Origin of the sequence: Thermocoleostomius sinensis A174, from assembly GCF_026802175.1 — a bacterium.
Classification (GTDB): Bacteria; Cyanobacteriota; Cyanobacteriia; order Elainellales; family Elainellaceae; genus Thermocoleostomius; species Thermocoleostomius sinensis.
In genome coordinates this window covers 3,375,267-3,399,666 of record NZ_CP113797.1, presented here as the reverse complement: position 1 = coordinate 3,399,666, position 24,400 = coordinate 3,375,267, and the positions used below count along the sequence as shown (strand labels likewise).

The following is a 24,400-nucleotide window of genomic DNA, read 5'->3' as shown; positions in this document are numbered from 1 at the left end:
GAATAGGAATTGGGAAGGAGCGGTAATTGGTAATTGGGAATGGGTGTGAGTCACGAATCGATCGTTTTCTATTATTCGATGATTGTTCGCTCGTCGATTACCTATTACCTTTACCCGCACAAGTTCTATTTTCTCGCTTAAGACGGAAGCACTATTCTACCTCATCTTCGTCGGGTTTGCGTTCTTGGCTCAGTTGATTAATTAGCGACAAAACGCGGGTTCCCCGTTCGATCGATCGATCTTCCAGGAAGATGATTTCTGGGGTACGGCGGAGACGAATGCGCTGCCCCAATTCACTGCGGACATAACCCGTGGCCGACTTCAAGCCTGCCATCGTTTCAGCCCTAGTGGCGTCATCGCCATAGATGCTAACAAAGATTTTGGCATGTTGCAGATCGCCCGAAACGTCTACATCCGTAACACTGACCATGCCTAAGCCTACACGCTCATCTTTAATTCCAGAAAACAGGAGTTGGCTGACCTCCCGTTTGATCAGTTCCGCAACACGGGCAACTCGCCGATCGGTAGCCATAAAACTCCTCCAACTCAATGCAACTCATCCAAGCCACTACCTGTCACAATCAGGTGACGCAACTTGCTTCATCATTCTATTCTGTCCTATTGGCAATTGGTTGGTGACTCTCTTTAGAAATACCTCAGAAGTCCGTCAATTGCCAAATTCACCCCTTATCAACCTTCCGACTTCCGACTCCATTCCCGACGATTCCCTCTTCCCGACTTCCGACTCACACGGCATCAAGAGCCAACATCGCTCGCAAGGTAAAGGCAATGAATGCAAAGCCAGCGATCAGAAATCCGATCGCAGCCACAGCCGTAACCGGGCGTTTAAACAGTGGCAACAGTGGGCTGAAGGCAACCAACAAGGTTCCCAGAATGAAGCTAATGAGATACCGGGGATAACGAGAAACGTTTTCAAAAAACTCTTGCATAAGTCTCCAGAAATGTTTGTGGTAATAAAAATTTTCTTGTGGTTAAAGGTGATTGCTAGTCGTATCCTGTTCCATTTTACGAGAAAGCCAAAGCCTTCCCTGTATCGCCAAGGAAGACGATCCACAGATTTTGTCAGTATCCGGTTAGGTCCTATACGTTGGTTTTCTGTTTGGGTTTCGATCGCAGCAGTTTTTGCGGTTCCTTCGACATGCGTTTCACTAGTCGGGGCAAGCGAGGATCATGGAACAGCGTGTAGAAGCAGGGAATGATAAACAGTGTCAGTAGCGTCGCCAACGACAGTCCAGAAAAAACCACAACACCCAGCGGCTGAAGAAATTCTGAGCCTTCGCCCAGTCCAAGCGCCAACGGAAACATGCCCAGGACGGTCGTAATGGTGGTCATGAGAATGGGTTGCAGGCGTTCGGGTGCGGCGCGCAAGATTGCTGTAGCGTGATCAACTTGGTGTTGCGATCGAATTTGGTTGGCTAGCTCTACCATGATGATGGCATTGTTCACCACAATTCCCACCAGCAGCACTGCCCCCACAATCACCGTTGCCCCAATCGCCGTTTGGGTAATAAATAGACCCAAAATGCCACCCGCAAGGGCAAAGGGGACCGTCACCATGATTACCAACGGATCGATCAGTGAATTATATTGCACCGCCATGACGACAAACACTAGAAAAGCTGCTAACCCGCCTAGCGTCCCCAAGGAAGACTGAATTTGGCGATTACTTTCGGCACTGGAACTGGGCAGTAAACTAACGCCTTCTGGAAAATCAATGCTATTGACAATACGGTTCATTTCTTCCAAGGCGGCCCCTAGGCTGGCTCCATCTGATAAATTGCCCGCAATCAGATAGACCTGTCGCTGATTAATGCGTTGAATTTCACCTGGTGCTTGCCCAAGTTCGATTGTCGCCACATCTCCCAAACGCACAAGCTGATTATTGCGGGTGAACAAAGGCAACTGGCGCAGTTGCCCTGGTTGTTTGATCGTATTTTGCCGTAGTTGCACTCGTACATCCACCAATCGATCGCCGCGCTGTAGCTGGGTGGGAACGTCGCCTTCGATCGCCGTTTGAATCGTATCGCCAATCTGTTGAGCCGTTAGCCCCAAGGCAGCGGTTCGTTCCCAATCGGGGCGAATTTGCACTTCCGGTTGGGGTTGATCGGCATCAGGACGATAGCGCGCCAACGTGGCCTGCTCATCGAGGGCAGCCAACACCTGGGCACCTGCCTGCCTCAGAGTCCGTTCATCCGGTCCTTGCAACGCGACATCTACTTCTGCGCCGCGAATTGGAGAGTTGTTGAGAATTAGGCCCCGCACAGATTCGGGTGTCAACCGGAGGCGAGTATTAACAAGGTTCAAGCGATTAAACTCGCCGTTCATGCGATCGGTAAATGCTTGGACATCCGTGCCAGACTTCAGCGTAATCGTGCTGGAACCCCGCAGGGCATTTTCACTGGTGTTGTTGCCAAACAGAAACCCTCCCGCCGTTGAAAACACATAGTCTACTTCGGGTTGCTCCAGCAGCAGTTGATCGATCGCCTGCATCACCTTGCGATTGTCTTGCAGTGGTGTTCCGGGGGGAAATTGGGCAAACAGCCGCGCCTGCCCTGTGTTAATGCTGGGTAGAATTTCCTGGGGAATATTTCCAACCATCAAGAAACTACCACCGCCAAACACGACTAACACTAAGGCAATAACCCAAATCCGACGCCGCAACACCCAACGTAACAGCCGTTGATAGTGCCGGGTGAGACCTTGTAACCGTAGCCGAAATTGCCGCAGCGGCCAAAAGTTGCCAATGCCACTTGACCAGCGCACCGCTAACAGTCGGGAGGTAAACATGGGCACCACTGTTAGGGCAACCACCAAGGAAGCCGCAACCGCAAAACTGATGGTGAGAATGAGTTCATTAAACAACAGCGAGACGAATCCACCAATCAATAAAAACGGGAGAACGGCAACGAGATTAGTAGTAGTAGAAGCCAGCAGCGCCGATTCTAGTTGTTGACTACTTTGTTCTGCAACTCCAATGATGGCTTGAGAAGATGACTGATTAAAGTGTGCGCGATCGGGATGATGATCGTGATTAGCAGGTGTAGGATGATGCCCGTTACCATTACTACTGGTTTGACTGTTATTTTGACTGTTATTTTGACCGTTATTTCGGCTATTATTCTGGTCGTTGTTCTGATGAAGATGGCGGAGTCGTACTTCATTGACGCCCATGACGATTGACTCCAGCATGACGATCGAATTGTCTACGACAATTCCGACCCCCAAGGCCAACCCGCCCAAGCTAAATACATTCAGCGAGAGTCCAAACAATCCCATTAAGAGAATGGCCAGCAGCGTAGCCAGAGGAATGGCCACTACCACAATCAGCGTTTGCCGCAACGAACCCAAAAATAACAGCACCGAAATGGCTGCTAGCCCCGCACCAATTAACCCAGCCGTCGCCACATTTCGAATGGAATTTTGAATAAATCGTGACTCATCTAATGTCGTAATAAACGACACGTCTTCTGGAATTAATCCAGAGGACTGTAGAGTTGCCAGCCGCTGTTTGACACCTTCGACGACAGTGACGGTATTGGCATCGGGCTGCTTCTGAATGCTGACTTTGACGGCAGGTTGACCATTCAGCGACACAAACACGCGTTCGTCTTCTGTGCCATCCACCACTTCAGCAAAATCTCGCAAGTAGACTCGGCGCGGCGCGGTAGACTGCAACGATCGCGCAGCAGCACTGCTGTCTGAATTCGACGCCTGACTTGAAGCGGGACTGTTGACTTCAAACGACAAATTGCGAATTTCTTCGGCATCTTGAAACCGACCCACTGTGCGAGTTAGGGCTTCGCTGCTGCCACCACTGATTCGCCCACCCGATACATCCTGATTGCGATCGGTTAACTCATTCAAGACGTCAGTTAAGCCCACTCCAAGCGCCTGCAAGCGATTCAAGTCTAGGTTGACTTGCACTTCTTCCCGTACCCCACCCGACACATCCACATTGGCCACACCGGGTACAACCGTCAATTCTCGTGCCAACTCTTCATCGGCAAAGACTCGTAGATCGACTCCCTGTAACTGCGATGAGGTCAGGGCAAATTCGTACACAGGTAACTGTGACGGATCAACTTTAAACAAGCGGGGTTCTTGTACCGTATCCGGCAGCGTGCCGCGAGCACGGTTGAAGGTTGCCGTCGTGTCATTCAGTGCTTGGTCAATATTGCCGCCGGGTCGAAAATACAGATCGATGCTGACTTGTCCTTCGCGAGTTTGCGAGTACACTTGCTCGACGCCATCGGTGGCAGCCAGTGCTTCTTCTAGGGGACGAGTAATTTCATCGACGGCCACTTCCGGAGAAATCCCCGGAGCAGCCAAGCGTACACCAATGCGGGGATAGGTAATTGAGGGTAGCAAATCAACTGGCAGCCTTACTAAGAAAAAGACGCCTAAGACGATCGCAGTCAGCGTCAACATCAGTGTGCCAATATGCCGACGAATGGCGACGGAACTCACACTCATTCCGGATTGGGTCATGGTTTTAACGTCCCTCTAGCAGTGGTCATCCAAACATCGTGCACAGGTGAAATGGCTAACAGTCTGAATTGCTGAAAGTTAGACATGACAAAGGTGAGATTCACCAAGGTGGAGCGCTAAGATAACACGTCACATCGCTATACCTTGGCTATGGCAGTGTCATTGCGGTGCTGTTTCAGATAGAATACTCAGCCGCACCGATTGTCCATCCTCAAGTGGGGCACTACTCCGCACCACATAAGTCTCTCCAGGTTGCAGCCCAGCGCGAACTTCAACCTGACCGTTGGCGCGATCGCCAATCTGCACCGAACGAGCTAAAACCGTTGCCGCCCCGTCTTGAGTTTCCACCACAAATAGAGTCGATGCCTTCTCTTCTTCAGCCGTGGTCAACGCCGATTCTGGCACAATAATAGGCTGCGCTTGCATTGATTGAAAAGTAACTCTGGCAAGCAAGCCACTACCTACTTGTCCTGTCGGATTGGGCATCGTAATTTCGACTGGAACCAGCCGCGCTGTTGGATCAGCCGCCGGAGAAATGCGGGACACTCGCCCTTCAAAGGTTTGGTTGGGAAATGCATCCAGACGAACCTGCACAGCTTGCCCAGTTTGGATTGTCGCCAATTCCAGTTCGGAAACCTGTACTATTACCTTGATAGCACTGAAATCTCCCAGCGAGAGCACTTCATCACCTGGTTGCACCAAATTTCCCGGTTCTGTCACTCGCTCTAAAACTACGCCATCGATCGGAGCCGTGAGTGAACTGAACTGACGCCGCTCTAACTCCTCGGCTACCACGGCTCGCTGTGCTTCTACCCGTCCCCGAGCCGCTACGACCGCCTGCTGGCGAGTTCGTACCTGCTCCTGTGCTGAACGAACCGCTTGTTCGGCAGTTATGGCAACTGTTCGCCCTCGTTCAGCTTCTTGTTGAGAGATCACACCTTCTGCTGCTAGTCCCTGAAGCCGATCGGCCTCAATTTGAGCTTGCTGCAATTCTGCTTGCGCCTGGGCAACGCGAGACTCAGCATCGCTGACTTCCGCTTCCGCTTGGACGACCTCCGATCGAAGAGCAGCCAGTTCCGCTTCAGACTGGTTCAGTGCAGCAGTCAAGAGGCGATTGTCTAACTGAGCGAGGGGTTGTCCCTGAGAAACTGGATCGCCCACATCTGCATTCAGGTTTAACAACCGCCCTTCGACTTGGGAGCGTAAAGAGACTCGGCGCACTGGCCCGGTTGTGCCAGTGTATTCAATTGGGTCGGACAGAGTTCCCGTCTCGGCGATCGCTGTTTCCACAGCCGCTGCACCCCGTTCACCTTGAGCAGAAGCGTCTGACTGAGCTTGGGCTTCTTGACTGGGCAGCAGGTTACACCCTGTAGTAGTCAAGAGGAGTCCCACTGCAACAGAGATAGCGGTTAATTTAAGCACGTTTCTATGAGAGTGAAAGGAGCAAACGGAACAAACAAAACACGTCTAATGCCAATTCCATACAATCAGCTTGGCGCTACGAACGCTACAACCCTTTGTTCTTTGCTGTAGGTATCGTAGAGGCAGGTGAATGAAACAATCATGAGAATTTGATGAGAATTATTTAGTTTTGTTAATCCTCTCTCTTAAGAGATACCAATTATTTTGCAGCAAAGTAATCATCCTCTGGAAGGAGTTCAAGGCACTCATTCATTTTGTCTTAAAACTAGCATGCCTCCGTACGGCTGTCAGACTGCTTCACGAAGGGACTAAGTAAAGCGGCTAGGGTCTGCAATCTCAGGTAGGAACGAAGTGGGCAATATTGTCACTGGTATATGACTTCCAGTCGGCTATCAATCAGTCAGCTATCAATTGCCTCTGGGTTTTCATTGGCAGAGCAGGAGCAGTCGTGATCGGTCTAAACTGACAAACCAGGGCATTGGCCGGTCTTTTAGTTGCTCCCACTTTTCTTTGAACACTTCTGCTTGCAGGGAATAATCATCGGTATCGATCGGCGACTCTCCCAGTTTCAGATAGATGGTCATTCGGTGAGGGGTTTCGCTCGTCCAAACCACCCAGGCAGGGAATGTATTGGTCTGATCAGGGAGATGTTGAGAAGCATCCAAAAAGGTAATTTGATGAGCGCGAATGCCAATGTGAGTGTGTGAAGGGGAGATGAAATCCGCGGTTTGCAGTGTGCAGTTCCAATCCAGAGCGTGAAGAGTATGGCGATCGATCGGCTGAATGCGAGAGTAGTTCTTGCAGCCTGTTAGTTGCGCAACAGCGAGCGTACTAGGACGATCGAAAATTGATTGTTTATCTCCTGCCGCTGCCACTTTTCCCTGATCGAGTACCAGTAATTTTTGGCAAACGCGATAGGCTTCTTCCAAGTTGTGGCTGACGAAAAGCGTCAGTCCCTGATAGCTAGAGAGGGTTTTGATCAGTTGCTTTTCCAGTTCATTCCGGAGATGGGTATCCAGGGCGGAAAAGGGTTCATCCAATAACAGCACATCGGGTTGGGTGGCTAATGCTCTAGCCAGAGCAACTCGCTGTTGTTGCCCTCCGGAGAGTTGATGCGGATAGCGATCGCCAAATCCCAATAACTGTACCCGCTCCAGTTGCTCGATGACTTGTCGGTGGGTGGCATGTTTCGACAAACCTCTTAACCCATAGGCAATATTTTGAGCAACAGTTAGATGAGGAAACAGGGCATAGTGTTGAAACAAAAAACCGACTTTGCGATCGCGACTGGGCAAGTTAATTCCTTTGTGAGAATCGTACAAGATGCGATCGTTCAACACGATCGTTCCCTGAGTCGGAGTTTCAATTCCGGCAATACAACGCAACGTCATGCTTTTGCCGGAACCAGAACTGCCCAACAATCCCAAGGTTTCTCCTTCAACGGTAAAGCTGACTTCTAGGTCATACTGGGGAAGCTGTTTGTGAATATCGACGATAAGCATTTAACGCAAAAAGAAAAAGAAATATTTATTTTTTGAGATGATGATTGCACCGATACTTTTTATATTTCTTGTAATTTCTGCTGATTTGGTTTTTAAAAATTTAAGACCAGCTTCGGGAGAATTGTTGTGGCACTTGTTTCTGCGGCGCTTAATAGTTTCAGTCAATAATGAGTTTCTCGTGCTTCTTTGAGCATCCCTTTGGACAGTTGTGTGAAAACGTTGAACTCCCTGGACATGCCAACAGTTTTAGCCCTCATTGTAGCCCTCACCCTCAATCCTTCTCCCATGTTGAGAGATTGGCTCCAGGTTGCTCACCCAAAACCTAGTAGGCTTTAATAATCCGCACAGCAAATTCAAATGCCCTCTCCCACCTATCCTGTATCCCTTTTGCCTTTTGCCTTCTTTCCTTTAACTTTTCTATTCTTCCTTTTGCTTTTTGCCGTTCCAACAGCCTGACCCACCACAGCAGCACAAAAGCGATCGTGGTCATAATCAGCACCATGACATTGGCGAGTCCGTAGCGCTGCATTTGTACAGCATCGTAGATGGCTAACGGAAGGGTTTGAGTGCGTCCAGGGATGCTGCCTGCCACCATCAGTGTCGCGCCAAACTCTCCCAGTCCGCGAGCCACCCCTAGTCCGAATCCTGCTAGGATGCCTCGATATGCGATGGGAATCGTAATTCGCTGTAACACTTCCCACTCAGTTGATCCCAATGTACGTGCAGCCGCTTCCAGTTCTGGGTTAACGTTGGCGATCGCGGCTCTAGTCGATTCCACCATCAGAGGTAACGCTACCACAGCCGAGGCGATCGCGCCTGCTTGCCAAGTAAATAGCAAATCAATACCTAACCATTCCTTGATCGGACTACCCCGACCTAGCACCAAGAGTAAAAAATAGCCCACCACACTGGGAGGTAAAACTAGCGGCAAGTTGAGCAGAGTGGAAACAAAAACCTGTCCCAGAAATTGTGTTCTTGCTAGAAAAATTCCGAGACTCAAACCAAAGACGAGAATCAAAATGCTGGCAACAATTGTGACCTGCAATGACAAAAGCGCTGGTTCCCAAATCATTTGCTTGTTTCCCTTTTATCCTTTTCCTATTGGCATTTGCCCTATGACACCGGCTCCTCTCCCGGCAGGACAAAACCATACTTCCGCATGAGGGGTCTTCCTTTCTCACCATTAATAAAAGCAGCAAACTGTTTTGCTTCCTCTGGATGGAGGGCGCTTTGGGGAACTGCTAGCATTTGTTCTAAAGGATTGTGGAGTTCCTCAGGGACCAGCACCCATTTTCCAGGCTTCTCCACACTGATCGAGAGTGCCGCGATCGCCACATCCACATTGCCAGTTTGGGCATACTGCTGAGTTTGCTTAATGTTTTCACCCAGAATTAGTTTTGGTTGAATGTCTTCCCAAATGCCTGCCGATTGCAACGCCTCCCGTGCTGCCACGCCATAGGGGGCATGATCGGGATTGGCGATCGCCACCCGTTTGATTTCGGGTTTCATCAAGTCGTTAATGTCCTGAATTTCGTGAGTGCCCTCTTCCGGTTGCCACAAGGTAAGTCGTCCCACACCATATAGTTCCTTGGTGTCTGAATGCACCAACCCCTTTTCGTCTAAATCCTCAACGAATTTCTTATTAGCTGCCGCAAACAAATCCACTGGCGCACCGCGTTCGATTTGCTGCGCGAGTTGCCCTGTAGAACCCAAGTTAAACGTCACCCGATGCCCCGTTTCCTGCTCCCACAGTTTGCCGATCTCTGGAAACACGTAATTCAGATCAGCCGCCGCAGAAACTGTTAAGGTGATTGGCTCAGCCGTGGAAGTCCCAGACGATGAAGACGATCGCTCTACTGTAGCCACGCTGCATGTGGTCAACAGCCCCACCAAAACCAGCCCCCAAAACCACCTTCGCTTTTTGATCATCTCCTGACAACTCCTTGGCAAACTCAACGCTTTAGGCAAGTATTATTAACACTATGCCAATATGCTTACTCAATATTCTGTAGCTTGAACATCAAAATTTTTTAGCTGAGTTAGCAAATGATTAGAAATTGGCTTGTTCATAACAAGGAAGGTTCTCAAATAATGGAAGTTAGTGCACGGAATGCTCTGAAGGGTAACGTTAAAGCGCTAGTGATTGGGGCTGTGAATGCAGAAGTGACGGTTGAAGTGGCTCCGGGGATTGAAATTGTGGCAGTGATCACTAAATCTTCAGCCGAGAGACTAGGACTGGCAGAGGGCAAAGAGGTCTATGCTGTTGTGAAAGCGTCAGATGTCATGATTGCAACGGATTGATTCCATGTGGATAGAGTTGCGATCGAGAGCCTGTCACGTTTACCGCTCTCACCTAAATTCCTTACCCAGGCGCGAAGAACTCGATCCGGCTCTCCTTCCTTCTAGGGAGAAGGGTTGGGGATGAGGGCAATTCATCTCTGCGTTCAGCAAGGTCAGCAGTAAAAATAACCAGGATTATTAATGGCTAAATCTCGTGCAGCCCTCCGATTTGTTGTGTTATTAGGAATTGTCAGCCTTTGTGCCGATGCTACCTATGAGGGAGCACGCAGCATCACAGGGGCCTATCTGGCAGTTTTGGGAGCCAGTGGGACAGTGGTTGGCTTAACGGCGGGGTTAGGAGAGCTAATTGGCTATGGCTTACGGCTAATTACGGGCTATTTGAGCGATCGCACTCGCCAATATTGGCGCATCACGACCTTAGGCTATGTGATTAATACTGCGGTTGTTCCGCTAATGGCCCTAGCAGGACGTTGGGAGATACTGGCAGGGCTGATGATTGCTGAACGCACAGGCAAAGCCATTCGGACTCCACCCAGAGATGTGCTGCTGTCCCATGCTGCTATCCGGGTCGGCAAAGGGTTTGGCTTTGGACTTCATGAGGCGATGGATCAGATTGGGGCTGTTTCGGGGCCGTTGATAGTGACCGTTGTTTTAGCCGTTTGGGGAAGTTATCAAGCGAGTTTTGCAGTTCTTGTGATTCCAGCCCTTCTGGGACTGATAGTGTTGCTTGTGGGTCAAAAAATTTATCCGAACCCGCGTGAGTTTGAACCCCTGACTCAAGATCTGCATGGAGAAGGACTGCCGCGCCGTTTCTGGCTTTACCTGTTTGCTGTGTCCTTGATTGCCGCTGGGTTTGTAGACTTTCCCTTGATTGCTTTTCACCTACAACAGTCCGGACTGAGTCAGCCAACTCAGATTCCGCTGCTGTATGCACTGGCAATGGGGGTGGATGCGATCGCCGCTCTGATCTTTGGTTACTGGTTTGACCGAATTGGAATTGCCACGTTGATTTTGGCAGTTGTGCTGTCTCTGGGGTTTGCCCCGGTGATTTTTTGGGGTGGGACTGGTGCCGCGCTAGTGGGCATGATTTTGTGGGGCATTGGTATGGGAGCACAGGAATCCATTTTGAAGGCAGTGGTTGCGGCTATGGTGCCACCAGAGCGGCGTGGATCGGCCTATGGGATTTTCAATACTGGCTATGGCCTGTCCTGGTTTTTGGGTAGTGCGTTGATGGGGATATTGTACGATCGCTCCCTAGTCATGTTGGTGAGTTTCTCAATAGTGATCCAACTCGCTGCCATTCCCGTCTTGTGGAGCATTCGAGCCAATATCAGATCAGTCTAGCGTTTCAATCATCAAAACTTGGCGCAAAAGCGCTTGGTCTTGTGAAGCGGGTCGAAATCGTCCCCGTTCTACATCTCGCACCCAGCTTTGACTTTTCCCTATCCGAAGGGCCAGTGCCCGTTGGCTAAGCTGAAGCTTCTGTCGCGCTGCAAGAATTTGTTGCCCAGAAAGGGTGGAATGCGAAGCAAACGGTACTTGCTGATGAGATTGTCGATGATGTTTCGTTTTCGGTTTCTTAGAGATGGGTTTCTGCCAATCATTGGGTAGTTGAAAATGGAGCAGACGCGCATTGATGACTCGATTCCATTTGCCTCTGGGAGCCGCATCCGTTAACCGACAGTCACTGCTGCCATCCTTGGTCCAAAACTCCAATGCCGCTTCCGCATCGTCCGGCAGTTCCGCAAGTTTAGCCCACAGCGGTTGAATCTCAGTTGGATAAGTAACGGGATCAAAGACTGGCTTAATGCCATACTCATTGAGTACTTCCAAATCACTTTCAAAGGTACGGAGTAGTCGCTTTCGCCCTTCTACCTGGGAAGACACTTGAGTTAATTTGGGTTCACCATAGGCAATTCGCATCAGAGTAGGAATAGTTAGGCGTTGTTCGTGTCCCATCTTAGTCTTAAATAATAGCCACAATAAGATTCTGGCTGCTCCTTCGTGTTGTTGCCAAATACTCATTACTGTTGTCAAGAGCGATTTTGGTAAGGTTCCATATTGATAAAAGGCTGTATGAGTTTTATAACCAGTTCGATTCAAAAAATAACTCGCCCAGATTCCTGCCTTCAGTCTAAATGTGAGACCAGTCAGGTGCTTATATCCCCGCTGATCCGGTTGAAAGTGATGTTGAATATTGAGCAAATGCCATAAATGCGTGGCATCTGAAGAAAATCCTTTTACTTTTCCCTGCTGATTCCAGTCTAGACTCACTGTGAGGTTGCAGGGCTGTTGTACTAGGGTTTTGATCAAAGCAAGCTTGGCTGTTTTGCTCAAATCTTTTCGTTTGTCCAACCCTAAATATTCTTCGATTTGGCGATCGTTAATCACAAATTCTTGCTCCCACGGTCTCTCTAATGAGGAAGCGTAGGCCGCATAAATTAGATGTAGACAAGCAGCGCGAATATCAAAGGTATCGATCGTGGCCAAGGCATCGGTAGCTCTTAACAGAGGAGGATGAGGAGAATCAAGCGCATCCGTTACATGAAAGGTAACTAAACCACGTCCTTGATTAACTTGACGCTGGTAATACAACTGCCCCTTTGCATCGACTTGCCAGGGAAGCGATCGGCGTTGCGCCAAAATGTTACAGAGTTCCCACACAACAATAGCAGAGGCAAAAACGTTAGTTTTTCCATTGGCAAATAGATCGGGGCTTGTAGCGATTTGTTCGTTGACTTTGCATCTGCCTTTCTTTGCTTGGAATGGGATCGGAGAATCAACTGGACAAACCAGAGCACACTGTGGTTGAGAATAGTAACCGTCGCAATTATTACAGAGAGTTGGATTAATCCAAAACTCACGATCATCCATCACAGCGATCGCCCCTGTTGGGCACAGCGGAAGACATGTATCACATTGAATACAGCGATTAGTGATGGCGTATGGCATAGCTTGCTCAACCTTGAGTTGATCCTAGTAACATCTACTCTTTGCTAGCTTTTGCGGACAATCGTTCTTGTTTTAAGGAGTCAATTTTATAAACTTAGAGCTACCAATCTAGCTTTAGAAACATGCTGATAACCTTAACTAGTCACAGTCTTAACGAAGACCCAGATCCTTTTTTGTTCGGATTGAGCGAAACAATATTTTCTTAATTTTCTTAACCAAAGCGTTATTGAGTATGAATTTTCTTAATAAAAAACCAGCCTTCAATAAATCAAAGGCTGGAAAGGCGACACATCAGGGAAATTGTCCAAGCTATTACCGGAACTACACAACGTTCAAGAATTTTTTCGCGCAACAATGTGAAAAAGATGCCAGTATTTTTCTGTGCCCAAAGCTGTCTTGCCGGGGTGTTCTTCTTCTTTCAACCATTCCACCACAAAGGGCACAAGTAAATCTGTAACTTGATCACAACGATGATGATTGAGATGCGGGAATGATGCCCACGAATCGCGATCGCCAATCAAATGTCCACAAAAACGACCTCCTGGACGAATTGCCATTACGATTGCCTGCCAAAGGCTTGGGAAATCTTCAGGTGGGCAAAATTGTAAGCAAAAGCTGGCATTTACTAGATCAACGTTTTGAGGAAAGGTTAGTTGTTCAAAGCGTTCTATGCGAGTTTCTAATTGCTCGTGGTAAATACCAGAACGGTTGCGGAGGCGGGCGATCGCCTGCGCTTCTGCATCGATTCCCAAGACGCGCCATCCTCGTCTAAGTAATTCGATCGTATCACGTCCGTCTCCACAACCAAGATCTATGGCAAAGCGGGGAGAGGTAGGTTCCTGTTCCATCTCAAATTCGGCCAATGCTACCAGTAGTGTTTCACGAGGGGGACGTCCGGCAACTGCATTATAATAATCCGTCCATCTGTGACCAACAATAGGATGTGTCATATTGATCCTGATTGACTAACAAAACGCGCACTGCCCTCACCCTAAATCCCTCAGTTGTTTCGACTTCCCTTCACCCTATCTGAGAGAAGGAGGTAGAGGATGAAGGGACAAAGATATCAGCATATCAATCTTCTTCAAAGCTTAATTCAAAGCTAGTGGGATATGAGTGTAGCAATTTTTAGGACAAATGCGGGAACATGCTTGACATCCAATGCAGTTTTCTTGATGAACAATTGTCATGACTTTTCGCTCAATTTCATCTTCATCTTCATCTTCCACAAACTCTCCTTCATCATTCATGGCTTGCAGATGTAATACGTTGCGTCCACAAACCTTAAAACACCGACCGCACCCCAGACATTTAGCATGATTGATTGCCTGTACAAATTGAGGAGTCCAGGTTTTTTGTCCAAAGGTTGAGCCTGTTAAAACGGCCATATGGGTTCTCCTTTTAGCTATCGAGAATGCGAATATAAATTGCCTGAATTAAGTCTTGACTGAGGGCAAATCGATCGCATCCTACCTTGATAATAAAGCGCGGGAACCGTTGCTCTAGACTAATAGATACACCAGGGAAAATTCCCATTGCGCTTAATTTCTGCGTGATGCGATCGTTGACATTGTTCAACCGAGAAACAACCCCTCGCTCTCCAAGCTTAAGTAACTTTAACGAAGAACCAGAAATAGAAAACTCTCGATTGAACATCTCTTTCTCCTAATATCGTAGTGGTAGCATTTGCATTAGCCTTAAACTAAGTAAGCTTCTTGATGGGTTCGAATCGTACAGTCCGATCGGGGATACGATACACAAAGCAGGATAAAACCTTTTGCAACTTGCTCGTTATCTAAGAATACTTGCTCTGATTGATCAATTTCTCCTTCGACGAGCTTACCAACACAACTGGAACATGAGCCAGAATGGCAAGAAAAAGGTAGATCCAATCCGCTATTTTCGGCCGCCTCCAGAACGGTAACATTATCATTGACAGGAATAGTAATATCAATATTACGTTTTTTGTTCATTAAACGAACTTGATAGGTTGTCATTTTCATCACCTTGACTAGACGAAATAGAGAGTAGGTAGGCGAAGATTTTGAGCTTGATTAACTGCATGGAACGCCTGTGGGAGTGCAATCTCCAGTCCGAAACGATTGTCCACATCCACAGGTATCTGTTGCATTGGGATTGGTAAACTTGAAGCCGCTTTGTGTTAGTCCTTCAACGTAATCAACTACAACCCCATCTAACAAAGGAGCGCTGTCAGGATCAACATACACACTCACTCTACCCTGCTGTACCTGTAAGTCTCCTGGTTTCGGAACATAGACGAGATTAAGTGCATACTGATAGCCACTACATCCGCCATCTTCTACAGAAATTCGTATTCCTTGAGCCAGATTTTCACTTTTGCCAGTAGCTTGAAGGAAAGTACGCAAACGCAATTCTGCAACTTCGGTCAGGATAATTGTCATATCATCTCCCGGATAATTTGATGAGTTGTTTGTAGTTCATTATTTCCGACTTGAACACTGCGATCGCAACAGACAAAGTCGAGGACAGAGAAACATTTGGTACTGCTTTTGGCAGTAGATTGGTAACGTGAAAAGAGCGATAACAATCAAAGCCTGAAGAAACCAGAAAATAGAAACTAGGAATGCTAGCAGAAAAAACAGCCCACACAGAGCAAGAATAATCTTCTCAATTTCACCCTTAACCCAATTTGTCAGTTGAACCGAGACAAGCGTCAATCCCAACATCAACAGAGAAACCATCATGTTTTTTTAGTTACTTAGTAAACGTCAGAGCATTTGCTCTAGGATTCTTCTGTTTTGGAGCAGATCGCTCGCTCTCTTGACTAACTCTGCCGCATACTGGACAATTGGGATCGTGATAAGGACGCCGTTTTGCAAATTCAAGTTGGTTGAGATCCATCGTTAACAGTTGGGACAGCAGAGGTTGACCAATCCCTGTAAGGAGTTTGATCGCTTCTAGAGCGGTCAGACAGGCTAATGTGCCAGATACGGCTCCAATCACGCCAAATCCGCGTCGGTTCCATTCTGGTTTCTCAGGAAAGATGCAGGACAAGCAGGGGGTCTGTCCAGGAACAATTGTTGTTAGATATGCCTCCATATTGTTCATTGCTGCTTCTACCATCGGCTTTTTCCAACGAACACAGGCAGCGTTGAGTCGATCACGTTCGGCGAAGTTGTGGGCACAATCAAGTGCGATATCAACGGATTGAACAAGACGATCGACATTCTCAGAAGTAACATATTCGCAAATAGCTTCAATTTCAACATCTGGATTGATTGCTCGAAGTGTCTCCATTGCTTGAAACACTCGTGGCTTTCCTACCCAATTATGGGTCATCAAAATCTGACGATTCATGTCGTCTAACCGCAATTCACCGCCTCGTACTAGAATCAATTTGCCAATACCAGCCACTGCTAAATAGAGCGCCGCCGTACCTCCTAAACCACCGACCCCTGTCACTAAGACCCTAGCTGCCTTCAGTCGTTGCTGTGACTCTTCTCCAAAGCCAGGAAGCATGATTTGGCGACGATAGCGTTCCAATTCCGTAGGAGTCAGATTGAACATAGCTATTCTCTAGTGAATAAGTTAGTTGACAGATAGGTTGAACAAAGATGGGAATGAGAAAAATCTCAAATCGATCGTCAATCAGACCCAATGTCTGAAAGCAAAACAAGGTTTTGTGGTTTGTCGTTAAAAACCTTGAATAACTTCTGTTCCAAGGAATTAGACGTTAAGAATAGGGTATATGCTTGCTGAAGTGCCGATCGATAGTAATCGAGTTTCTCAATTTCACTAAATTGATCATCATTCAACTGTTTGATCAAAGCCGAGAATTTCTGCAAAATGTGCAAGCGATTGACATTGACAATGTTGGGATCGTAGGGCAAATCAAAAAAATCAAAAAATTGTTCTGCATCGGTTAGTTGATTGAATTCTGATAGTGTTCTGCTCATGATCACAACTCCAGTTTTTTCAGTTGTTGTTTCAGTTCACTAAGTTGTTGATAGATGCTATAGGTTTCAGTGGCTAATGGTATGAGATTTTCAAAGTCAGTAGGTAATCCTTCAGTAAGATCGTGCAAGTCCATTTTGAGTTGACCTGCTTTACTATTGAGACGTTTAATCTGAATCTTCAGTTCATCTTGAGTAAAGGATGATTCCATTGGTTGTAACCTACAGAGTTGCATAGGACAGTAGAAAGTAGGTGAATAACTGGGTGCTGTTTAACTCAGCTATTCACTAGCTAGAGTTTACAAACGTCGCTATAGCGTGTTGCCATTTCTATCCCCATATTGGCTAATTTGTCCCCTTCCGCGATGAGTTTCTCGAAGGAATCAAATCCAAACCGTTGGGCATCTCGTAACGTGCGAACCACCAAAAGTAATCGACCGGAAAAGATCAAAGCCCAACCAAATCCTTCATGACTCAGATCAACGACAACTTGGGACAATTGTCCAGTTTGTTGCTCGATACGAGCAGCGATCGCTCGATAAAACACTAAGATCCGGCCTTTTGTTGTTGGATCGACGTCTCCATCAACAGAAATTTCCCGTTTCTGAGCGCGGCTGACAACAAAAGGTTTGAGCAGTAATTCATCTGACCAATGGCGATAAGTGCCATAGGGATCATTCACTCGAATTTGTTGTACTAATGCTTTAGCAAAATCAGACTCTAACAGTTCGGTGACAATTGTAGAGGTGGTAATTTCAGTTGCACTCATAAGATAATCTTCTCTGGATAAAGTACAGAATTTGCAGTGATTTCTAGTTTGGTAAGGTTGCCAAATCGGTTCGCAATGCTTTTCGTAGCCAAGGGGGTGGATTACTGTTCAAAAGTTTTACAAATTTGTTCAATACTTCATCAATTTTCTCCTCCTCGAATCGAGCTTTAATCGGTGTGATATTCCTCTGAATCAATCGAGCGGCTGCACTACCTCCGATCGCTGAAACATAGACAATGGTGCAATCAGATAGCGCATTTAGTTTAGGGACTAACTTGTCTTCGTTGCCGTCTTCTTGAAGATTGCCAAAAAATTCCAATGTTTCTAAAAACTCGTATCCGTTTGGCGTAACCTCATAAACTACAATTTTCTTAGCCCAACCGAAATGAGCGTCAATATGAACAAGATCATTGGTGGTGAAAGCAATTTTCATCGTAAGCCTCCTTGTTGTCATTGAGAAGGAAGTAAAGGGAAGAGGTAATGGCGTAACGCTGTAGAGAACAAAAAAGAGTATTGATTACTAGCGATCGCTAATACTTTATTACCTAGCTAACTATTTCGCTCTATCTGCACGGAGCATCTTCTCCTGTTCTTCCAAGAACAGATTGCCAATATCAAATAACAGTTGCATTGTTCCGCGATAACCAATTGTGCATCGTTGTCCATTGCCGAGCCGATCGAAGATTGGAAAACCTAGTCGATACAGAGGAATATTGAGACGCTGGGCGATCGCTGCTCCATTGGAATTGGTAATAATCAAGTCGGAGCCAACGGCTAATTGTTCAAAATCGCCTAGATCACCAATCACCACTGTTTCAATTGGTATTTGCTCCAATAAGGGAGATCTCGTTGTTGTAACAGCCACCTGAATTTCGGCTCCCATTACCTTCAACCATCCCGCAATGGTGTATAGCAAATCGGGTTCGAGAGCCAAAGCAATTCGCTTCCGACCAAAGTAAAAATGAGTGTCAAGCATCGCATCCTGAAGCTGACGACGTTGATGGCGATAGCGTTCAGGTATGTCTACTCCACTTAAATCAGCGAGGGCTTGCAGAAATTGATCGACAGCCGTTAATCCGGTTAATTGAGGAAAGACTTCATAAGGGATTCCAAATCGTCGTTCTAAAATATCAGCAGCTTCTCGCATACTTTCGCCGATCGCAAAAGTGTAGACAGATCGCCCAATCTCCTGCAACTCTGTGACAGTTGTGCCTCCAGTAGTGACAGCACTGTAAGAATCTTCTAGGTGACCGTCTAAAGAATCTGATAAATCTGGAATAATGATTGGTGTCAATCCGAAGTTAGCAATGATTTCTTTCAATTCCTGGACATCCCCAGGAGATAATAGTGAACCTGCTAAAACCGTAATTTGATCTGGTTTAGCATCATCTAGTTGTGGTAATTCTTTAACTAGTCCTTCAACGGCGGCAGCAAAACCATCCTGAAGTGCTCCCTTAAAATCAGCTGTAGAAACCAAAACAATCGGTAGATGATGAAGTTGAGGATGCTTCTTGCGAAAGTTGCGTAGTATCCCTTCCATGTCATCTCCACGAGTTTCAGTGAGTCCGGTGGTACAAAGCCCAATGATTTCCGGCTGAAATTTCTCCACAATGGTAAGAATCGCCTGCTCTACATTTTCTTCTCCTCCCAAGATCGTGCTAACCTCTGTCATAGCAGTTGTAGAGAGCGGAATTGCTTCCCGGAAATGTCGCACAAGCATGACTTTGGCAAAGGCTGTACATCCTTGCGAACCGTGAAACAATGGCATCATGCCCTTGAGTCCCAAAAAAGCCAGTGCAGCACCCAGAGGCTGGCTTTGTTTGAGAGGATTAACAGCAATTACCTTTTTAGAGGTGACAACTTGAGCAATCGAATTATTACAAGGCATTTTCCTATCTTCATTTTTCCCTATCTGCTGCATTTCCCAAGGCGCCATCTGCCGCACCTGCTGCCAAATAGGACTATAAAGGGACTCTTCTAGCTCTTTGGCTATTTCTACCATACCTGCGTACCCTGCATAGGAGTGATGGCGTTCTTGGTTAATGTCAAGGAATGGAATTCGAGCTTTCAAGGCTGTGTACTGATTTCTTCCTCCTGCAATTAACATATCTGCTTGGGTTTGAGCAATGACTTGCAGTAGTTCTTGGGCGTTGCCTTTTTCCAACATTAATCCATCTTGACCAAGCAATTCCCTAATTCTGGCTTTGTCTTCTTCAGTGCTTTTTTTGGTGCTAGTTGCAACAACTTGCATTCCTAAATCTTTTGCTGCTGAAATAATTGACCAACTTTTTACACCTCCGGTATATAGAACAACTCGTTTTCCTTGTAATCGATCGCGATAGGGCACTAGCACATCATTAAGTTGGTTCACTTCCTCAGTAATCAGGCGTTCAACACGCTGTTGGAGAGCAGCGTCACCTAACTTTAAGGCAACATTCCGCAAGCAGCGATTCATATCTTCAACACCGTAGAATGACTCTTCAATGTAAGGAATACCATAGCGTTCTTCCATCTTGCGAGCCATATTGATCAGTGCCTTGGAACAAATCATGACATTGAGCTTAGCCCGATGTGCACAGGCAACCTCGTGATAACGAGCATCTCCTGTAATTTTAGATAGAACTCGAATTCCCACCTTTTCAAACAGGGGCAATACGTTCCATAATTCGCCAGCAATATTGTATTCTCCAATCAGATTAATGTCATAAGGAGTGGTATATTCTGGCTCTGCTGTACCAATTACATACTCTAGTAGAGCTTCACCCCCAACTCGATTCCCCAGATTTTTGCTGCCAATGAAGCCAGGAGAATTGACAGGAATGACAGGAGTGCCAGTTTGTTCGGCTGCTTTTTGGCAAACAGCGTCCAAATCATCTCCAATTAATGCGGTGACGCAAGTAGAGTAGACAAAAATAGCGGCTGGTTGATATTGCTGATGTACTTCCAAAATAGATTTATGCAGTTGCTTTTCGCCACCAAAGATCACATCATTCTCAGTTAAATCTGTGGTGAAGCCCATTTTGTAAAGCATCGAACCAGAAGAAAGGCTGCCTCGGCTGCCCCAGGAATTTCCTGCACAGGCAATTGGTCCGTGCACAATATGAGCCACATCAGTAATTGGAACAAGTGCAATCATGGCTCCGTCAAAGGCACAACCTCCTTGGGCAGCACCAGGCTGAGCTTGTTGAGTACAAGTCTTATTTTTCTTGTCACCGTGTTTATGTTGATTATGTTCACAACCGGGTTCAGCCAGTAGTTCTTTAACTTTGCCTTGGGTCATTTTCATGGCTCAAGTCCTAGTGGGTAAGGGATTAGGAAATCGGGAAGAGGGAGTGGGAAGTTGAGAGTTGGAAGTCGGAAAGGGGAAGGATACGATCGCAAATTGCCGATCGGCAATTACTGATTACCTAACAAATGTATTTGTTAACATTCTCTGCACATACATCGGTGAGGTATGTGAGAGATCGAAGTCTCAAGCTGATTAATTCCTCGTAAAGGGGGTTGAGTTTACAAAGTGCAGGAATATGATAGGTCTTTCCAAAGACTCGAATGTCTCTCTCAAATGCACATTGACAAGGAATAAGTTGGCAGAAATAATGAGCAGTCTTGGGATGATGGATTTCGATACTGTTAATCCATCGTCGTAATGGAGCAAATAAGTCAAACTTTGATTGCCCAGTAAATGATAATGGAGGTAGATGATTGTAGATTCTGATGAACATAGAAAGCACCTTAGGGGTGAAGGAAGAAAGTAGAGATGTTGAGCAGGCAACATCTCTACGCGGAGCCTTATCGAATCAAATCGTAGGAGATATCAGTTTTGGCAGGAACGATGGTTTTACGATCAAGATCATCTAGAATGGTGTTCACTGTCCAGTTGAGTAAGTTCAACGCTCCGGTATAACCCAGGGTTGGGTATCGGTGCAGATGATGGCGATCGAAAAGAGGATAACCAATCCGAGCTAGGGGAGTGCCGGTATCTCGCCAAAGGTATTTACCATAGGAATTGCCGATTAGCAAATCAACGGGTTCTGTGAACATGAGCGATCGAAGATGCCACAAGTCCTTGCCTGACCAAAGCTTGGCGTTAGTTCCGTACTGGCTAGAATCGAGCAAAGTTTGCAGTTCTGCTTCGAAGACTTCGTTGCTATTGGTGACAACGATGTGAGTTGGCTCTGCACCAAGCTCTAGTAAGAAGCTCACTAATCCATAGACTAGGTCAGGATCGCCGTAAAGAGCCACGCTCTTGCCATGAATCCAAGCTTGAGAATCAGTCATGGCATCAATGGCGCGTCCTCGCTCAATTTCTAGTTCTCTGGGAATGGGTTTACCACTAATTTCAGATAGCTTTTGCAAAAAGGCGTCCGTTCCTCGAATGCCAACGGGACGCAATACGAGTGTTGGTTGTTGCCACTCCTTTTCAATGTACTCGCGTGTTTTGGTGGTGGAATAAGCTTGCAGAGCGATCGTTCCTTCTGCATTGATAGAATCAGCACCTTCTTCTAGCGTTGTCTTACCCTGATACATAACAAATTCACCTTCATTAGGAGAATCAAATGTATCGGAGTTATCCGCTAAGATCGTGGCATCAATACCAAACAAATTCAAGATTCGCCTTAATTCACGGTTGTTAACCGTATAAGTGTCAAATCCTGGAATGAAATTCCACTTGCCGTTTTTTGATTCTGATTGTTTGTTTTCAGTAAGATTCGCTAAAATTCCTTTAAGCATATTGTCATAGCCCGTGATGTGGGAACCAACGAAGCTAGGTGTATGCGCATAGGGAACTGGAAAGTCTACTGGAATTGATCCCCTTTCTTTGGATGTTTTGATGAAGGCTTGCAAGTCATCCCCAATCACTTCTGCCATGCAAGTGGTACACATAGCAATCATTTTGGGCTTGTACAGCGTGTAGGCATTCTCTAGTCCATCCACCATATTTTGCAACCCTCCAAATACGGCTGCATCTTCTGTCATAGAGGATGAAACAGCAGAAAAAGGTTCTTTGAAGTGGCGAGTTAGATGAGTACGAAAGTATGCTACACATCCTTGGGAACCATGAACAAAGGGTAAGGTTCCTTCAAATCCAGATGCTGCAAAAATTGCTCCAAGTGGCTGACACGCCTTAGCCGGGTTAACTGTGAGTGCTTCACGGGCAAAATTCTTCTCGCGATAATCCCAACTTTTCGTCCACTCTGCTACTCGCGTAATTTCGTCAGCACTATGGCAGTCTTCAAATTCCTTCTTGCCTTGAAAAAGCTCCTGATATTCTGGCTGATGGAATAGTTCAACGTGGTCTTTAATTTGGTCAACATTTTGAGCCATATGATTATCTCCTGTGGGGATAGGCGGGGGATAGAGGGTCGGAAGTAGAAGATGGAGTGGATAAGTAGATAGCGACCCATCAATCCAATGATCTATCTACTCTTCAGCTTGCTTCCAAGGAGCTTTCACCAACCCCCAAGTGGGGCTATTGAGAGCCAAATCCATGTCGCGGGCAAAGATAGCAAATCCGTCATAGCCGTGATATGGACCGGAATAATCCCAGGAATGCATCTGGCGGAAGGGAAGAGCCATTTTTTGAAAGACGTACTTCTCTTTGATACCTGCGGCAATGAGGTCTGGTTTCAGCTTATGAGCGAATTGTTCAAACTCGTAGCCTGTCACGTCGTCATAGATGAGGGTAGCGTCATCTATGTATTCGGTAGTGCGTTTGTAGTCATCGTTATGACCGAATTCGTAGCCCGTTCCAATCACTTGCATTCCCAAATCTTTGAAGGCTGGAATGACGTGACGAGGACGCAGACCACCCACCATCAGCATGACCGTTTTGCCCTCTAAACGAGGACGATACTTAGCGATTACAGCTTCACTTTGGGCTTGGTATTTAGCAATTACACGCTCTGCGCCTTCTTTGATTTTGTCGTCAAATCGATTGGCAATGGCTCGCAAGGATTCAGCAATGTGAGTCGGACCGAAGAAGTTAAACTCCAACCAGGGAATGCCGTAGGTCTCTTCCATGTGACGGCAAATATAGTTCATGGAGCGGTAGCAGTGAATCAAATTGAGCTTCACCTGCGTTGTTAGCAACACTTCGTTCCAGGTGCCATCCCCAGAAAACTGGGTAACGACGCGCAACCCCATTTCTTCTAACAAGATTCGGGATGACCAAGCATCACCGCCGATATTGTAATCACCAATGACTGCAACATCATAGGGAGATGGTTCAAAATTCAATGTACCTTCTTTGGCTTTCTTGTCGGCGATCGGTAAAGCCCAGTCGCGAACAGTATCATTAGCAATATGGTGTCCAAGGGATTGGGAAACACCTCGAAATCCTTCACAGCGGACAGGAATGACAGGCTTTTGAATTTCTTTAGCAGACTTTTTGGCAACGGCTTCAATGTCATCTCCAATTAATCCGACAGGGCATTCTGATTCGATCGTAACCCCCTTGGCAAGTGGAAACAATTCATTCATCTCGGTCAGCAGCTTTGCCAGTTTTTTGTCTCCGCCAAAAACGATGTCTCGCTCTTGGAAATCAGACGTGAACTGCATCGTACCAAACGTATCTATTCCAGTTGTACCAATGTAGTAATTTCGTCGTCCAGACCAAGAATAGTACCCACAACCAACGGGGCCATGGCTAAGATGAATCATGTCCTTAACGGGACCCCAAACTACTCCTTTGGCTCCGGCATAAGCGCAACCGCGAGTAGTCATAACCCCAGGCAAAGATTTGATGTTAGACTTGACCCCGCAGTCCGATTTACCTTCTTCGTGCACATTTAAGTGCTTCGCGCGCTTTTTCCCAGCCTTGTCTGGATAGGCTTCTAGGACTTCATTGATGATCTGCTTTTTCTCAATTTTAGGTGCTTGTGTCTCTTCGGTATAGGTCATGGTTTTCCTCTCAAGCTGTAGGATAAAAAGGTAAGGGAAATTGTGGAACGTAAACGGGAGAGATGAAAGGGAGTAAAAAACCATTCAACGTTCTAATTAGGTCATGATTT

Annotated in this window: 24 protein-coding genes; 2 read left to right on the top strand and 22 right to left on the bottom strand. The window is 46.7% G+C overall.

Annotated features, from left to right (window positions below; all coding sequences use genetic code 11):
- Nucleotides 1-151 precede the first annotated feature (151 nt).
- From rbfA to modA, 7 genes are all read right to left on the bottom strand, one after another.
- Nucleotides 152-532, bottom strand: coding sequence for a 30S ribosome-binding factor RbfA (rbfA, locus tag OXH18_RS14760; RefSeq protein WP_268607860.1), 381 nt, complete (start codon nucleotides 530-532; stop codon nucleotides 152-154).
- A 214-nt stretch (nucleotides 533-746) separates the two neighbouring features.
- Nucleotides 747-950, bottom strand: a complete 204-nt coding sequence (locus OXH18_RS14755; protein ID WP_268607859.1) for a DUF751 family protein — start codon at nucleotides 948-950, stop codon at nucleotides 747-749.
- A 151-nt stretch (nucleotides 951-1,101) separates the two neighbouring features.
- Nucleotides 1,102-4,509: an efflux RND transporter permease subunit gene (locus OXH18_RS14750; RefSeq protein ID WP_268607858.1), complete on the bottom strand. Its 3,408-nt coding sequence runs from the start codon at nucleotides 4,507-4,509 to the stop codon at nucleotides 1,102-1,104.
- A 159-nt stretch (nucleotides 4,510-4,668) separates the two neighbouring features.
- Complete coding sequence (locus OXH18_RS14745) at nucleotides 4,669-5,889, bottom strand: efflux RND transporter periplasmic adaptor subunit (protein ID WP_268607857.1); 1,221 nt, start codon at nucleotides 5,887-5,889, stop codon at nucleotides 4,669-4,671.
- Between the two features lie 467 nt (nucleotides 5,890-6,356).
- Entirely contained in the window at nucleotides 6,357-7,433 is a 1,077-nt protein-coding gene (locus OXH18_RS14740; protein WP_268607856.1) for a sulfate/molybdate ABC transporter ATP-binding protein, read from the bottom strand.
- A gap of 322 nt (nucleotides 7,434-7,755) precedes the next feature.
- The gene (modB, locus tag OXH18_RS14735) at nucleotides 7,756-8,505 is read right to left on the bottom strand and encodes a molybdate ABC transporter permease subunit (protein WP_268607855.1); all 750 of its coding nucleotides are present in this window, start codon (nucleotides 8,503-8,505) and stop codon (nucleotides 7,756-7,758) included.
- 41 nt (nucleotides 8,506-8,546) lie between these two features.
- On the bottom strand, nucleotides 8,547-9,362 hold the full coding sequence (gene modA / locus OXH18_RS14730; RefSeq protein ID WP_268607854.1) for a molybdate ABC transporter substrate-binding protein: 816 nt from the start codon (nucleotides 9,360-9,362) through the stop codon (nucleotides 8,547-8,549).
- Between the two features lie 162 nt (nucleotides 9,363-9,524).
- Here modA and OXH18_RS14725 point away from each other — a divergent pair, with 162 nt between their 5' ends.
- Both OXH18_RS14725 and OXH18_RS14720 read left to right on the top strand, forming a co-directional pair.
- The gene (locus OXH18_RS14725) at nucleotides 9,525-9,734 is read left to right on the top strand and encodes a TOBE domain-containing protein (RefSeq protein WP_268607853.1); all 210 of its coding nucleotides are present in this window, start codon (nucleotides 9,525-9,527) and stop codon (nucleotides 9,732-9,734) included.
- A gap of 180 nt (nucleotides 9,735-9,914) precedes the next feature.
- Nucleotides 9,915-11,078 carry an MFS transporter gene (locus OXH18_RS14720; RefSeq protein WP_268607852.1) on the top strand — a complete coding sequence of 388 codons (1,164 nt, stop codon included), beginning with the start codon at nucleotides 9,915-9,917 and terminating at the stop codon, nucleotides 11,076-11,078.
- On the opposite strand, the gene OXH18_RS14715 is transcribed toward OXH18_RS14720, so the two are convergent.
- The 15 genes from OXH18_RS14715 to nifD form a co-directional block, all read right to left on the bottom strand.
- Nucleotides 11,070-12,686 (bottom strand): helix-turn-helix domain-containing protein, encoded by a 1,617-nt coding sequence (locus tag OXH18_RS14715; RefSeq protein WP_268607851.1) that lies wholly within the window; start codon nucleotides 12,684-12,686, stop codon nucleotides 11,070-11,072. The genes OXH18_RS14720 and OXH18_RS14715 overlap by 9 nt on opposite strands.
- A 332-nt stretch (nucleotides 12,687-13,018) precedes the next feature.
- A complete protein-coding gene (locus OXH18_RS14710; protein ID WP_268607849.1) occupies nucleotides 13,019-13,636 on the bottom strand; it encodes a class I SAM-dependent methyltransferase in 618 nt (205 codons plus the stop codon).
- 141 nt (nucleotides 13,637-13,777) lie between these two features.
- Nucleotides 13,778-14,074, bottom strand: coding sequence for a ferredoxin III, nif-specific (fdxB, locus tag OXH18_RS14705; protein ID WP_268607848.1), 297 nt, complete (start codon nucleotides 14,072-14,074; stop codon nucleotides 13,778-13,780).
- A gap of 13 nt (nucleotides 14,075-14,087) precedes the next feature.
- Nucleotides 14,088-14,342: a ferrous iron transport protein A gene (locus tag OXH18_RS14700; protein ID WP_268607847.1), complete on the bottom strand. Its 255-nt coding sequence runs from the start codon at nucleotides 14,340-14,342 to the stop codon at nucleotides 14,088-14,090.
- A 41-nt stretch (nucleotides 14,343-14,383) separates the two neighbouring features.
- Nucleotides 14,384-14,683 carry a 2Fe-2S iron-sulfur cluster-binding protein gene (locus tag OXH18_RS14695; RefSeq protein ID WP_268607846.1) on the bottom strand — a complete coding sequence of 100 codons (300 nt, stop codon included), beginning with the start codon at nucleotides 14,681-14,683 and terminating at the stop codon, nucleotides 14,384-14,386.
- 57 nt (nucleotides 14,684-14,740) lie between these two features.
- The gene (locus tag OXH18_RS14690) at nucleotides 14,741-15,109 is read right to left on the bottom strand and encodes a HesB/IscA family protein (protein WP_268607845.1); all 369 of its coding nucleotides are present in this window, start codon (nucleotides 15,107-15,109) and stop codon (nucleotides 14,741-14,743) included.
- 313 nt (nucleotides 15,110-15,422) lie between these two features.
- Nucleotides 15,423-16,235, bottom strand: a complete 813-nt coding sequence (locus OXH18_RS14685; RefSeq protein WP_268607844.1) for a HesA/MoeB/ThiF family protein — start codon at nucleotides 16,233-16,235, stop codon at nucleotides 15,423-15,425.
- A gap of 77 nt (nucleotides 16,236-16,312) precedes the next feature.
- Nucleotides 16,313-16,624 carry a nitrogenase-stabilizing/protective protein NifW gene (gene nifW, locus OXH18_RS14680; protein ID WP_268607843.1) on the bottom strand — a complete coding sequence of 104 codons (312 nt, stop codon included), beginning with the start codon at nucleotides 16,622-16,624 and terminating at the stop codon, nucleotides 16,313-16,315.
- A gap of 2 nt (nucleotides 16,625-16,626) precedes the next feature.
- A complete protein-coding gene (locus OXH18_RS14675) occupies nucleotides 16,627-16,833 on the bottom strand; it encodes a CCE_0567 family metalloprotein (RefSeq protein WP_268607842.1) in 207 nt (68 codons plus the stop codon).
- Nucleotides 16,834-16,913: 80 nt separating this feature from the next.
- Entirely contained in the window at nucleotides 16,914-17,390 is a 477-nt protein-coding gene (locus tag OXH18_RS14670) for a NifX-associated nitrogen fixation protein (protein WP_268607841.1), read from the bottom strand.
- Between the two features lie 43 nt (nucleotides 17,391-17,433).
- Nucleotides 17,434-17,823, bottom strand: coding sequence for a nitrogen fixation protein NifX (gene nifX / locus OXH18_RS14665; RefSeq protein WP_268607840.1), 390 nt, complete (start codon nucleotides 17,821-17,823; stop codon nucleotides 17,434-17,436).
- A 120-nt stretch (nucleotides 17,824-17,943) separates the two neighbouring features.
- Entirely contained in the window at nucleotides 17,944-20,676 is a 2,733-nt protein-coding gene (locus tag OXH18_RS14660) for a bifunctional nitrogenase iron-molybdenum cofactor biosynthesis protein NifEN (RefSeq protein WP_268607839.1), read from the bottom strand.
- 121 nt (nucleotides 20,677-20,797) lie between these two features.
- Entirely contained in the window at nucleotides 20,798-21,112 is a 315-nt protein-coding gene (locus tag OXH18_RS14655) for a Mo-dependent nitrogenase C-terminal domain-containing protein (protein WP_268607838.1), read from the bottom strand.
- Nucleotides 21,113-21,179: 67 nt separating this feature from the next.
- Complete coding sequence (gene nifK / locus OXH18_RS14650) at nucleotides 21,180-22,715, bottom strand: nitrogenase molybdenum-iron protein subunit beta (RefSeq protein WP_268607837.1); 1,536 nt, start codon at nucleotides 22,713-22,715, stop codon at nucleotides 21,180-21,182.
- A gap of 96 nt (nucleotides 22,716-22,811) precedes the next feature.
- Complete coding sequence (gene nifD / locus OXH18_RS14645; RefSeq protein ID WP_268607836.1) at nucleotides 22,812-24,290, bottom strand: nitrogenase molybdenum-iron protein alpha chain; 1,479 nt, start codon at nucleotides 24,288-24,290, stop codon at nucleotides 22,812-22,814.
- Between the last annotated feature and the right edge of the window lie 110 nt (nucleotides 24,291-24,400).

Excerpts from the sequence above, each read along its gene's own strand:
- nifX (WP_268607840.1), bottom strand. The coding sequence starts at position 17,823 with ATGAAAATTGCTTTCACCACCAATGATCTTGTTCATATTGACGCTCAT.
- OXH18_RS14695 (WP_268607846.1), bottom strand. The coding sequence starts at position 14,683 with ATGACAACCTATCAAGTTCGTTTAATGAACAAAAAACGTAATATTGAT.
- OXH18_RS14750 (WP_268607858.1), bottom strand. The coding sequence starts at position 4,509 with ATGACCCAATCCGGAATGAGTGTGAGTTCCGTCGCCATTCGTCGGCAT.
- OXH18_RS14670 (WP_268607841.1), bottom strand. The coding sequence starts at position 17,390 with ATGAGTGCAACTGAAATTACCACCTCTACAATTGTCACCGAACTGTTA.
- OXH18_RS14675 (WP_268607842.1), bottom strand. The coding sequence starts at position 16,833 with ATGGAATCATCCTTTACTCAAGATGAACTGAAGATTCAGATTAAACGT.
- OXH18_RS14725 (WP_268607853.1), top strand. The coding sequence starts at position 9,525 with ATGGAAGTTAGTGCACGGAATGCTCTGAAGGGTAACGTTAAAGCGCTA.
- nifD (WP_268607836.1), bottom strand. The coding sequence starts at position 24,290 with ATGACCTATACCGAAGAGACACAAGCACCTAAAATTGAGAAAAAGCAG.
- OXH18_RS14655 (WP_268607838.1), bottom strand. The coding sequence starts at position 21,112 with ATGTTCATCAGAATCTACAATCATCTACCTCCATTATCATTTACTGGG.
- OXH18_RS14715 (WP_268607851.1), bottom strand. The coding sequence starts at position 12,686 with ATGCCATACGCCATCACTAATCGCTGTATTCAATGTGATACATGTCTT.
- fdxB (WP_268607848.1), bottom strand. The coding sequence starts at position 14,074 with ATGGCCGTTTTAACAGGCTCAACCTTTGGACAAAAAACCTGGACTCCT.
- nifW (WP_268607843.1), bottom strand. The coding sequence starts at position 16,624 with ATGAGCAGAACACTATCAGAATTCAATCAACTAACCGATGCAGAACAA.
- OXH18_RS14740 (WP_268607856.1), bottom strand. The coding sequence starts at position 7,433 with ATGCTTATCGTCGATATTCACAAACAGCTTCCCCAGTATGACCTAGAA.
- OXH18_RS14700 (WP_268607847.1), bottom strand. The coding sequence starts at position 14,342 with ATGTTCAATCGAGAGTTTTCTATTTCTGGTTCTTCGTTAAAGTTACTT.
- OXH18_RS14710 (WP_268607849.1), bottom strand. The coding sequence starts at position 13,636 with ATGACACATCCTATTGTTGGTCACAGATGGACGGATTATTATAATGCA.
- modB (WP_268607855.1), bottom strand. The coding sequence starts at position 8,505 with ATGATTTGGGAACCAGCGCTTTTGTCATTGCAGGTCACAATTGTTGCC.
- rbfA (WP_268607860.1), bottom strand. The coding sequence starts at position 532 with ATGGCTACCGATCGGCGAGTTGCCCGTGTTGCGGAACTGATCAAACGG.
- OXH18_RS14720 (WP_268607852.1), top strand. The coding sequence starts at position 9,915 with ATGGCTAAATCTCGTGCAGCCCTCCGATTTGTTGTGTTATTAGGAATT.
- OXH18_RS14755 (WP_268607859.1), bottom strand. The coding sequence starts at position 950 with ATGCAAGAGTTTTTTGAAAACGTTTCTCGTTATCCCCGGTATCTCATT.
- OXH18_RS14685 (WP_268607844.1), bottom strand. The coding sequence starts at position 16,235 with ATGTTCAATCTGACTCCTACGGAATTGGAACGCTATCGTCGCCAAATC.
- OXH18_RS14660 (WP_268607839.1), bottom strand. The coding sequence starts at position 20,676 with ATGAAAATGACCCAAGGCAAAGTTAAAGAACTACTGGCTGAACCCGGT.
- OXH18_RS14690 (WP_268607845.1), bottom strand. The coding sequence starts at position 15,109 with ATGACAATTATCCTGACCGAAGTTGCAGAATTGCGTTTGCGTACTTTC.
- modA (WP_268607854.1), bottom strand. The coding sequence starts at position 9,362 with ATGATCAAAAAGCGAAGGTGGTTTTGGGGGCTGGTTTTGGTGGGGCTG.
- nifK (WP_268607837.1), bottom strand. The coding sequence starts at position 22,715 with ATGGCTCAAAATGTTGACCAAATTAAAGACCACGTTGAACTATTCCAT.